10 protein-coding genes are annotated in these 9,798 nt (G+C 54.2%); 2 read left to right on the forward strand and 8 right to left on the reverse strand.

The window, feature by feature from the left end; all coding sequences use genetic code 11:
* Positions 1–358: 358 nt before the first annotated feature.
* Positions 359–562 (forward strand): cold-shock protein, encoded by a 204-nt coding sequence (locus IEW52_RS15185; protein WP_188630930.1) that lies wholly within the window; start codon positions 359–361, stop codon positions 560–562.
* A gap of 231 nt (positions 563–793) precedes the next feature.
* On the opposite strand, the gene ruvX is transcribed toward IEW52_RS15185, so the two are convergent.
* From ruvX to metK, 8 genes are all read right to left on the reverse strand, one after another.
* Entirely contained in the window at positions 794–1,213 is a 420-nt protein-coding gene (gene ruvX / locus IEW52_RS15190) for a Holliday junction resolvase RuvX (protein WP_188630931.1), read from the reverse strand.
* Positions 1,210–1,767, reverse strand: coding sequence for a YqgE/AlgH family protein (locus IEW52_RS15195; protein WP_188630932.1), 558 nt, complete (start codon positions 1,765–1,767; stop codon positions 1,210–1,212). Before IEW52_RS15195 ends, ruvX begins: the two co-directional genes overlap by 4 nt.
* A gap of 63 nt (positions 1,768–1,830) precedes the next feature.
* Positions 1,831–2,778: a glutathione synthase gene (gene gshB, locus IEW52_RS15200; RefSeq protein WP_188630933.1), complete on the reverse strand. Its 948-nt coding sequence runs from the start codon at positions 2,776–2,778 to the stop codon at positions 1,831–1,833.
* Positions 2,775–3,506, reverse strand: a complete 732-nt coding sequence (gene rsmE, locus IEW52_RS15205; protein ID WP_188630934.1) for a 16S rRNA (uracil(1498)-N(3))-methyltransferase — start codon at positions 3,504–3,506, stop codon at positions 2,775–2,777. The genes gshB and rsmE overlap by 4 nt, the downstream gene beginning before the upstream one ends.
* On the reverse strand, positions 3,484–4,188 hold the full coding sequence (locus IEW52_RS15210; RefSeq protein ID WP_188630935.1) for an endonuclease: 705 nt from the start codon (positions 4,186–4,188) through the stop codon (positions 3,484–3,486). Before IEW52_RS15210 ends, rsmE begins: the two co-directional genes overlap by 23 nt.
* 148 nt (positions 4,189–4,336) lie before the next feature.
* On the reverse strand, positions 4,337–4,807 hold the full coding sequence (locus IEW52_RS15215; protein ID WP_188630936.1) for a peroxiredoxin: 471 nt from the start codon (positions 4,805–4,807) through the stop codon (positions 4,337–4,339).
* Complete coding sequence (locus IEW52_RS15220; protein ID WP_188630937.1) at positions 4,804–5,319, reverse strand: SprT family zinc-dependent metalloprotease; 516 nt, start codon at positions 5,317–5,319, stop codon at positions 4,804–4,806. The genes IEW52_RS15215 and IEW52_RS15220 overlap by 4 nt, the downstream gene beginning before the upstream one ends.
* Positions 5,320–5,367: 48 nt before the next feature.
* A complete protein-coding gene (metK, locus tag IEW52_RS15225; protein WP_188630938.1) occupies positions 5,368–6,528 on the reverse strand; it encodes a methionine adenosyltransferase in 1,161 nt (386 codons plus the stop codon).
* A 258-nt stretch (positions 6,529–6,786) separates the two neighbouring features.
* On the opposite strand from metK, the gene tkt reads away from it, so the two are divergent.
* Positions 6,787–8,787, forward strand: a complete 2,001-nt coding sequence (tkt, locus tag IEW52_RS15230) for a transketolase (protein ID WP_188630939.1) — start codon at positions 6,787–6,789, stop codon at positions 8,785–8,787.
* Positions 8,788–9,798: the final 1,011 nt, after the last annotated feature.

Consider the following 9,798-nt stretch of genomic DNA (forward strand, 5'->3'; position numbering starts at 1 on the left):
CCAAGCAAAAAAATACCCTCATACCATGTGGTGATGAGGGTATTCTGACGCCGTATAAGGATCGGTCAACCGATCGCCAAAATTCTTAACTGATCGGTGTTAGCCGAAAGGCGCCTTTTTACGGCTTGTATTGTGTCGCATCGTGGCTGACTAAAAAATAACCACCACTAATCGTAATAAAGTTTGACGCCACCCCCCGACTCCCGTAGAGTGCACTCCAGCAAAAGATTCAAGTTAGCGCGGCCGTTGTACATTGTTCGTTCCTTATGGCACTACAGTCACCAAGCTTCCCTTATTTGATATTTGTTGCATTTTCCGAGCATACGCTCGTCACACTAAAATAAAGGTAAGAGTTATTATGGCTACTGGTACCGTAAAATGGTTCAATGAAGCAAAAGGTTTTGGTTTTATCACTCCTGCTGACGGCAGCAAAGACTTGTTCGCGCATTTCTCTGAAATCGTTGGTAGCGGTTTTAAAACTCTGGCAGAAGGCCAGCAGGTATCTTACACCGCTACTGAAGGTGCTAAAGGTCCTCAAGCTTCTCAAATCGAAGCTATCTAATTACCCTTGCGGTAATACAGATACTAAAAAAACCCGCTTCGGCGGGTTTTTTGTTTTTTTAAAGAAAGTAAAGGGTGAAGTGTAAAAGGTGAAAGGGACGACATAAAACACTGGGCATGCGAGTTTGGCTGTATTCTGCTTCACGCTTCACGCTTCACGCTTCACGCTTCACGCTTCACGCTTCACGCTTCACGCTTCACGCTTCACGCTTCACGCTTCACGCTTCACGCTTTATAGATTGTTGTTTTCCATCCAGGATTCCAGAATTAGCTGTGCCGATACGGCGTCCACGGCATCTTTGCCCAGCGCCTTGTAGCCACCGGCATCAAACAGTCTTGCCCGGGCATCCGTGGTGGTCAGGCGTTCATCCTGCAACTCGACCTGTACGCCAAAGCGACCGTGCAGGCGATTGGCAAACTTGCGGGCACGTCGGCTGATATCCTGCTCTGTGCCGTCCATATTCAGCGGCAAGCCGATGATTAACAAGGCGGGCTGCCATTCCTGAATCAGGGCGCCAATCTGTTCCCAGTTGGGAATACCGTCATTGGCTTTCAGTGCCATCAGCGGGCGGGCCGAGGCAGTAATTTCCTGGCCTACCGCCACGCCAATGCTTTTGGTGCCGTAATCAAAACCGAGCAAGGTACGGCTCATGCGTGACCTACTTGTGAGGATAAATGGCGAGAGTCTATGCCCAATCGACCAATGGCCTGATGCCAGCGGCTGGCCAGCGGGGTATCGAAGATCAGTGCGGTGTCGGCAGGAATGGTGAGCCAGCTGTTTTCGGTCAGCTCCTGCTCCAGCTGGCCGGGTGTCCAGCCCGCATAACCCAGTGCCACCAGATAATGCTCGGGTGCCTGCTCCGTGCCCAGGGTTTCCAGTACGTCGGGAGAGGTGGTAATCATCAGATTATCGGCCAGCATCTGGCTGGAGCTGAATCCCGCCACCGGCGAGTGCAGCACAAATCCGCGATCGGCGGCCACAGGCCCCCCTTGCAATACGGGTTTGTCGAGTTCGGAGGGCAACTCCTCGGGCGCCATTTCCAGCTGCTCCAATAACTCATGCAAGGGCATATCGATGGGAATATTGATCACCAGCCCCATGGCACCTTCGTCATTGTGCTCGCACACATAGGTTACGGAACCGGCAAAGAAAGGGTCTTTGAGGTTGGGCATGGCAATAAGAAAATGATGTTGCAATGAGTCCATGTCATCTCGTCTTGAGTCAGAAATAGCCCCGCCTGTGGCCGGCGGGGATAATGAGCTTTATATTCAGGATAGACGTTTTTCAATGGCGTCCATCAGCATGCCGGAAATATTGACCGGAAAAGCCGCTTCAATTTCGCGTACGCAGGTTGGACTGGTCACGTTTATTTCGGTCAGTTTATCACCAATAATGTCCAGCCCAACAAAGATCAGTCCTTTTGCCTTCAGGCTGGGGCCCAGAGCCTTTGCAATGCGGCGATCACTGTCGCTTAAAGGTCGCGCCTCGCCACGTCCACCTGCGGCCAGGTTGCCACGAGTCTCACCACCTTGTGGAATACGGGCCAGACAATAGGGCACGGGCTCGCCATCCACCACCAGAATCCGCTTGTCGCCGTCGGTAATGGCCGCAATATATTCCTGTGCCATGCAATAGCGGCTGCCGTGGTCGGTCAGGGTTTCAAGAATCACGCCAAGGTTGGGATCGTCTTGCTTGACCCGAAAAATAGACGCGCCGCCCATGCCGTCGAGCGGCTTGAGAATAATGTCGCCATGTTCCTGATGAAACGCGCGCAGCTCCACCGCGCTGCGGCTGACCAGGGTAGTGGGCGTAAACTCGGAAAACCAGGCGGTATACAGCTTTTCGTTGGCGTCACGCAGGCTTTGGGGTTTGTTGACGACAAGTGTGCCTTTTTCTTCGGCGCGCTCCAGCAGATAGGTCGCGTAAATGAATTCGGTATCGAACGGGGGATCCTTGCGCATTAAAATAACGTCCAGGTTACTTAATGGCTGGCGCTCGGCTGTTTCCAGGGTAAACCACTGGCTGGCGTCTTCTTTAACGGTCAGTCTGGCCATGCGGCCGAACGACTCACCATCACGCAGGCTGAGATCGCCCATTTCCATGTACCACAACTCGTAGCCACGGCGCTGAGCTTCAAGCAGCATGGCGAAGCTGGTGTCTTTTTTAATGTTAATGGACTGAATAGGGTCCATTACGATTCCCAGTTTAATAGTCATGCAAGATCTCCAAATCGGCATTGCAAAGCGGTGATGGCGGTCAGCGCCGCGGTTTCGGTTCTCAGCACCCGAGGGCCGAGCAAAATATCCACAAAATTCTGTTCTCGAGCCTGAATAATCTCGTCATCAGACAGGCCGCCTTCCGGGCCGACCAACAGTCTAATGCCCGCGTTTGGTGGCGGTAAAGTGTTTACGCTGTATTCGGCCCTGGGGTGCAGGTTGAGCTTGAGATCGTCGGTCTGTTCGGCCAGCCACTGGGTCAAGGTCATGGCCGGGCGAATGTCGGGTACCTTATTGCGGCCACATTGTTCGCAGGCGGCAATGGCAATGCTTTGCCACTGCTGAATCTTCTTGTCCAGCCGTTCACCGGACAGCTTGACGCCGCAGCGGCTCGAAAACAGCGGGGTGATGACATTCACTCCCAGCTCTACCGACTTTTGAATGGTGAATTCCATTTTGTCGCCACGGCTGATCACCTGGCCCAGATGAAAAGGCAGGGGAGACTCACAATCACTGGCATCAAATTCAGCAAGGCGTACCCGCACCGTTTTCTTGTCGGCGTGCACAATGTTGGCGTTATATTGACCGCCCTGGCCGTTGAACAGCACCAGCGGTTGCCCGGCCTGCATGCGCAGCACGCGGCCCACATGGTTGGCGGCGTCATCCGACAGGGTTAATTCCAGTCCGCTGCTCAAGGCCGCGGCTTCATAAATTCGGGGTATACGCATAATGTTTGCACTGTTCCTTTACAAAAGGATTGTGATTGCCCTGTATGGCGTTAATTCGATAATCGCGCTCGCATTCCCAGTTATCGGCCGGGTATTGCCGATTCCAGACTTCAAACAACTTGAGCTGTTGCGACGCTATCTTTAGCTGATAGTGCTGCTGCATGTACAAATAGGTGCGAGCAATGGCGCCGCGACTTGCCTGCGGCGGCTGCACCTTGCGGCCCTTGAAGTCGACCAGCATCTGGCAGTGGCCATACTGACTCGGCTTGCCATTCCATTCTGAAAAACGGTAGTTGGAACGGTCGCCATTTACCTCGCCCACGGCGGGCACCAGGTTATGCAAGTCACCCTCCATTTGCTTGAAGGTGTTGTCGTTGCGAGTGCAGTTTTTTCGGCCACCCTGTTGCCAGCATTGACGCTGATGACCGAGCTCCCAGGCCGGTACTATGTGTTCCCACTCAATACGACTGGCGCGTTTTTGTTGCTTGCGTACCTGATAGCCGCAACTGGACAAGTCGGGTACCAGCTTTTTGCCGTTTTTGTTAATCGCGCAGCCACAATAAAAGGTGACTGGGTGATCGTTATAGATTTCAGGTGCTTTTCGCTTGGCCTGACCAAAAGACAAGGCTTCGCCATAGGCAAGCCAGGAGCATAAGCCCAACAGTAAAATGAAATAGCGCACGACTCATTATTTTTTATGGTTTTGTTATGACGCAAGTTTACCACTCGCGGCAGGGGCGGGGAAAGGGCTCATGGTTAGATGGGATGGGCAAGCGGCAGAGAAAAAATCGAGACAGGGGAGTGATAACTCCCCTATCTGCAGGGTGTTGTTACAGCAAGGCCAGCATGGCCTCGGCAGAAGAGACGTCGAGCTGGCCCGGAGCCTCAACCTGCAAGGCAGTTACCACGCCATTGTCTGCCAGCAGCGCAAAACGCTGAGCCCGCAGGCCGCCAAAATCGCCGGTGTCTTTGGCAAGGCCCAGCGCCTGGGTAAAGGTACCGGCACCGTCGGCCAGCATGGTGATGGCACCGGCATTCTGGGCCTGCTGCCAGGCGCGCATCACGAAGGCATCGTTGACCGACAGACAATATACGCTCACACCCTTGGCTCTGAACTGATCGGCTAGCACCACAAAACCGGGCAGATGGGCCTGGGAGCAGGTAGGGGTAAAGGCACCGGGCACGGCGAATATAACCACCTTTTTGCCGCCAAACAGCGCGGCACTGTCGGCGCTGGTTTTACCGGCGTCGTTGATAAAGGTAAAGCTGTGTTCGGGTAATGATTCACCAATCTTGATCATGGGACTTTCCTTGTGGAGTGAGGAACGGATAACGACAACAGCTGATTGCAGTGCAGGCACTGATAACGTTGCTTGCCCCGCTGCATATTATTATGGCGGCGCAGGGTAATTTGGTGCGTGCGACAGTCACATTGATAGCTGAACGTAGGGGCGACCTTGCTGGTGTTCAGCCGATGACGGGTGCGCGGCACAAGCTGAAACACCGATTGCATGATGTGCTGCCATTCCGGCCCGTGGGGCTTGACCCGGCCATAGCAGGCAAAGGCGATCAGGTGCGCCACTTCATGAGGGATGATCTCGGCCATAAACTCGGCCTCATTATCACTCAGCAATACCGGATTGAATCGCAGCTCCCAACGTTCCAGCCAGGCAGAACCGGCAATACGCCCCCGCTGATTAAAGCGCACGGCAGGTGGCAGAAATTCACGGGCAAGCTGCTCACTGGCCTGCTGCATGCAGTCATTGACGCGAGCTAAAACGCGGTCTTGTAACTGAGAATGTATTGGATTCATGGCATAAAAAAGGGAAGCTTGCGCTTCCCTGATATCATTTTAATGTAATCACTTAAGACCGGCGGCGTCGCGCAGCAGGTCGGCCTTGTCGGTGGCTTCCCAGGGGAATTCATCGCGACCGAAGTGACCGTAGGCGGCCGTGGCCTGATAGATAGGACGGTTCAGGTCCAGCATCTGGATCAGGCCGTAAGGGCGCAGATCGAAATGCTCGCGTACCAGCGCATCAATCAACTCTTCAGCCACCTTGCCGGTGCCAAAGGTTTCAACGCTGATGGAGGTTGGCTCGGCCACGCCAATGGCGTAAGACACCTGAATTTCACACCGTTCGGCCAGGCCGGCAGCCACGATATTTTTGGCAACATAACGCGCAGCATAGGCGGCGGAACGGTCAACTTTCGACGGATCCTTACCGGAGAAGGCGCCGCCACCGTGGCGAGCCATGCCGCCGTAGGTATCCACGATGATCTTACGACCGGTCAGGCCGCAGTCACCCATGGGGCCGCCAATAATGAACTGGCCGGTGGGGTTGATCAGATATTTGGTGTCTTTGGTCAGCCACTCGGCTGGCAATACCGGCTTGATGATCATTTCCATGACCGCTTCACGCAGGGTCGCCTGGTCAATATCGGGGCCGTGCTGGGTCGACAGCACCACGGTGTCGATGGATTGCGGCTTGCCGTGATCGTCGTAAACGAAGGTCACCTGGGACTTGGCATCCGGGCGCAACCAGGGCAACTCGCGCGCTTTGCGCACATGGGCCTGACGCTTCACCAGACGGTGGGCGTAGGTCACAGGGGCCGGCATCAGCACATTGGTTTCGTTGGACGCATAACCAAACATCAAGCCCTGGTCACCCGCACCCTGTGCGTAAGGGTCTTCATCTTCGCGATCCACGCCCATGGCGATATCGGGAGACTGTTTACCAATGGCGTTCAGTACCGCACAGCTTTCACCGTCAAAGCCCATTTCCGAGCTGGTGTAGCCAATGTCACGCACGGTTTTGCGCACCAGGTCTTCAATATCAACCCAGGCGCTGGTAGAGATTTCACCGCCAACGATGACCATGCCGGTTTTAACGAAGCTTTCACAAGCAACGCGCGCCTTGGGATCTTGTTCGATAATGGCATCCAGCACCGCATCGGAGATCTGATCGGCAATTTTGTCTGGGTGACCTTCGGATACGGACTCGGAGGTAAACAGCTTGGCCATGATGGTTTCCTAACGTAAAAATAAAGTCTTGAGTGTTATCACCGCTCCAGTATGGCGGTATTAACATCTGGACGGCCATTCTAGTAAGGCAAGGCGTCGATTACCAGTAAAATGTGGTTTGCCGAGGATTCACCTGCTGGCCATGGCCGAAGCCAGCGCCAGGCCCAGACAGATTAGATTTGCGCCGCTAGGCAGTCTTTGGGACAATACCGCCGTTTTATTCACCCTCATATTACGTAACTGTCTCAGGAGATGTCGATGCCTTCTCGTCAAGTGCTGGCTAATGCCGTGCGCGCATTAAGTATGGATGCGGTACAGAAAGCCAATTCCGGTCACCCCGGCGCCCCCATGGGCATGGCGGATATTGCCGAGGTGTTGTGGCGCCATTACCTCAAGCACAACCCTGCCAATCCTAACTGGGCCGACCGTGACCGTTTTATTCTGTCCAACGGCCATGGTTCCATGCTGTTGTATTCTTTGCTGCACCTGACAGGCTACGAGCTGTCTATTGAAGATCTGAAACAGTTCCGTCAGTTACACTCCAAAACCCCGGGTCACCCTGAATATGGCTATGCGCCGGGTATTGAAACCACCACAGGTCCGCTGGGTCAGGGCATTACCAATGCCGTGGGCATGGCGATTGCCGAAAAATCCCTGGCGGCGCAGTTCAACCGCCCGGGCCATGACGTCGTCGATCACCACACCTATACCTTTTTGGGTGACGGCTGTTTGATGGAAGGCATCTCTCACGAAGCTTGCTCTCTGGCCGGTACTTTGGGCCTGGGTAAGCTGATTGCCTTTTGGGATGACAACGGCATTTCCATCGACGGTGAAGTGGATGGCTGGTTCAGCGACGATACCCCGAAGCGCTTTGAAGCCTACGGCTGGCAGGTGATTGCCGGGGTAGACGGCCACGACAGCGCCGCGTTAACGGCTGCCGTTGATGCCGCTCGCGCCGATACGTCACGCCCAACCCTGATCTGCTGTAAAACCGTGATCGGTTTTGGCTCGCCCAACAAGGGCGGCAGCCACGACTGTCACGGTGCGCCGCTGGGTGAAGCAGAAATTGCTGCTACCCGCGAGCAGCTGGGCTGGACTCATGCCCCGTTTGAAATCCCTGCCGACATTTATGCCGAGTGGGATGCCAAAGAAAAAGGCAACGCTGCAGAAGCACAGTGGAACGAGCAGTTTGCTGCCTACGCTGCCGCTCACCCCGAGCTGGCTGCCGAGTTCAAGCGTCGCGTGACTGGCGAGCTGACAGCCGACTGGGCCGCGCAAAGTGCCGATTTCATCAAGACCCTGCAGGCCAACCCGGCCAAGATTGCCACCCGCAAGGCATCCCAGAATGCACTGGACGCCTTTGGTGCCATTCTGCCCGAGCTGCTCGGCGGCAGTGCCGATCTGGCCCCCAGCAACCTGACCATGCACAAAGGCTCCAAGGCCATCAGCGCCGAAGACGCCTCCGGCAACTACCTGCACTACGGTGTACGCGAGTTCGGCATGAGTGCCATCATGAACGGCATCGCCCTGCACGGTGGTTTTGTGCCTTACGGCGGCACCTTCCTGATGTTTACGGAATATGCCCGCAACGCCCTGCGCATGGCGGCACTGATGAAGCAGCGCTCGATCTTCGTTTACACTCACGACTCCATTGGTCTGGGTGAAGATGGCCCGACTCACCAGCCGGTAGAGCAGATTGCTGCGCTGCGCCTGACCCCGAACATGAGCACCTGGCGCCCCTGTGACCAGGTTGAGTCTGCCGTGGCCTGGAAAGCGGCCATCGAGCGTCACAACGGCCCGACCTCGCTGATTTTCTCTCGTCAGAACCTGGGTCAGATCGATCGCACCGACGCCCAGCTGGCCGATGTGGCCAAGGGTGGCTATGTGCTGAAAGACTGTGCCGGCACCCCTGAACTGATCATCATCGCCACCGGTTCAGAAATCGAGCTGGCACTGGCGGCCCAGGAGCAACTGAGCGCCAACGGCAAGCTGGTACGGGTGGTGTCTCTGCCATGTACCGATGTGTTCGATGCCCAGTCTGCCGAGTATAAAGAAAGCGTACTGCCTGCGGCCGTGACCAAGCGTCTGGCGGTAGAAGCCGGTATTGCGGACTACTGGTACAAGTATGTCGGCTTCGGTGGTGACATTATCGGTATGACTACCTTCGGTGAATCGGCTCCGGCCGGTGATCTGTTCAAGTTGTTCGGCTTTACCGTCGACAACGTGGTAGAAAAGGCGAACGCCCTGTTAGGTAAGTAAGTTGGCCTAAAGCCCGCGCGTGAGTCCTGAATGAAAAAACCGGCTGCGGCCGGTTTTTTTGTGTCTGAAGAGGATGGGAGCAGACCAAACTGACAGCTATGTTTTAAGCCGTCTTCCTGACGAAGGTCAGGATCTCGCATTTTGATTACCTTTAGCTGCACGCTGTGACAATTTCGTCATTCAGCTCAGAGGCAACCGGGTAGCCTCTTCCGGAACGCATATATCCACCCACTAACCCAAGGTTTCTTCCATCTCTGCGTATGCATCGGACAAAGGGCCAACTCCCCCGACACGCTATGAATACCTCCCTGTACGCTCTTTGTTTCATCCCTGAAACAGAAGGTCGGCGGAGCTGATCCCTTTATCCGCCCTGATACTTGGGAATGGCCTGTTGGCAGAGGTTGCCACTTCCTATGGCTTTTTATTGCACTTCACCGTCACTCCGTCCAAAATGGTCTCATTTGAAGGTCATACATCACCTAAGAGAATGAGCTGTAAATGGCGGCCTTAAATTCTGCTGTTTGATACCGTATGTATTTTTATGGCTCGGCCAAAGCGTCTGTATTGCTGCAGTCTCGTGCTTACATGTGCTCGGTGATGTTTTAAAAGATACCAGTAATCAATGAGTTGAGTCTGGTGTGTTCGTTAATTTCGTGCGCGATATAGGGGCAATGTGAGTATGCGCAGTATTAAAACGTTAGCTTTTTGAAGGCGTATAAGTATCAAATTATCAAGGAATAAAAATGGCTCAAAAGACAAATGATCAGATAATTCTAGAGCAGATAATCAAGGAACGATGTGCAGAGTCTGGCGATGAACTGACTGTTCCGGAGTATTTTGAAATATATTCCGCATCAGAAATACTAAAGAATCATGATCTTACGTACGATGATATTTTATACGGTATCCCTGTGTGCCAACCTAAGCATGAACCAGCTGATTTTGAGTTAATATAGAAATCAGGGTGCTTTAGGAGACTGTTATGCCAAAGCCAATGACACACATTCAGCC

The organism is Oceanisphaera marina, assembly GCF_014643915.1.
Classification (GTDB): domain Bacteria; phylum Pseudomonadota; class Gammaproteobacteria; order Enterobacterales; family Aeromonadaceae; genus Oceanimonas; species Oceanimonas marina.

Excerpts from the sequence above, each read along its gene's own strand:
- IEW52_RS15195 (WP_188630932.1), bottom strand. The coding sequence starts at position 1,767 with ATGGACTCATTGCAACATCATTTTCTTATTGCCATGCCCAACCTCAAA.
- tkt (WP_188630939.1), top strand. The coding sequence starts at position 6,787 with ATGCCTTCTCGTCAAGTGCTGGCTAATGCCGTGCGCGCATTAAGTATG.
- IEW52_RS15185 (WP_188630930.1), top strand. The coding sequence starts at position 359 with ATGGCTACTGGTACCGTAAAATGGTTCAATGAAGCAAAAGGTTTTGGT.
- gshB (WP_188630933.1), bottom strand. The coding sequence starts at position 2,778 with ATGACTATTAAACTGGGAATCGTAATGGACCCTATTCAGTCCATTAAC.
- metK (WP_188630938.1), bottom strand. The coding sequence starts at position 6,528 with ATGGCCAAGCTGTTTACCTCCGAGTCCGTATCCGAAGGTCACCCAGAC.
- IEW52_RS15220 (WP_188630937.1), bottom strand. The coding sequence starts at position 5,319 with ATGAATCCAATACATTCTCAGTTACAAGACCGCGTTTTAGCTCGCGTC.
- rsmE (WP_188630934.1), bottom strand. The coding sequence starts at position 3,506 with ATGCGTATACCCCGAATTTATGAAGCCGCGGCCTTGAGCAGCGGACTG.
- IEW52_RS15215 (WP_188630936.1), bottom strand. The coding sequence starts at position 4,807 with ATGATCAAGATTGGTGAATCATTACCCGAACACAGCTTTACCTTTATC.
- ruvX (WP_188630931.1), bottom strand. The coding sequence starts at position 1,213 with ATGAGCCGTACCTTGCTCGGTTTTGATTACGGCACCAAAAGCATTGGC.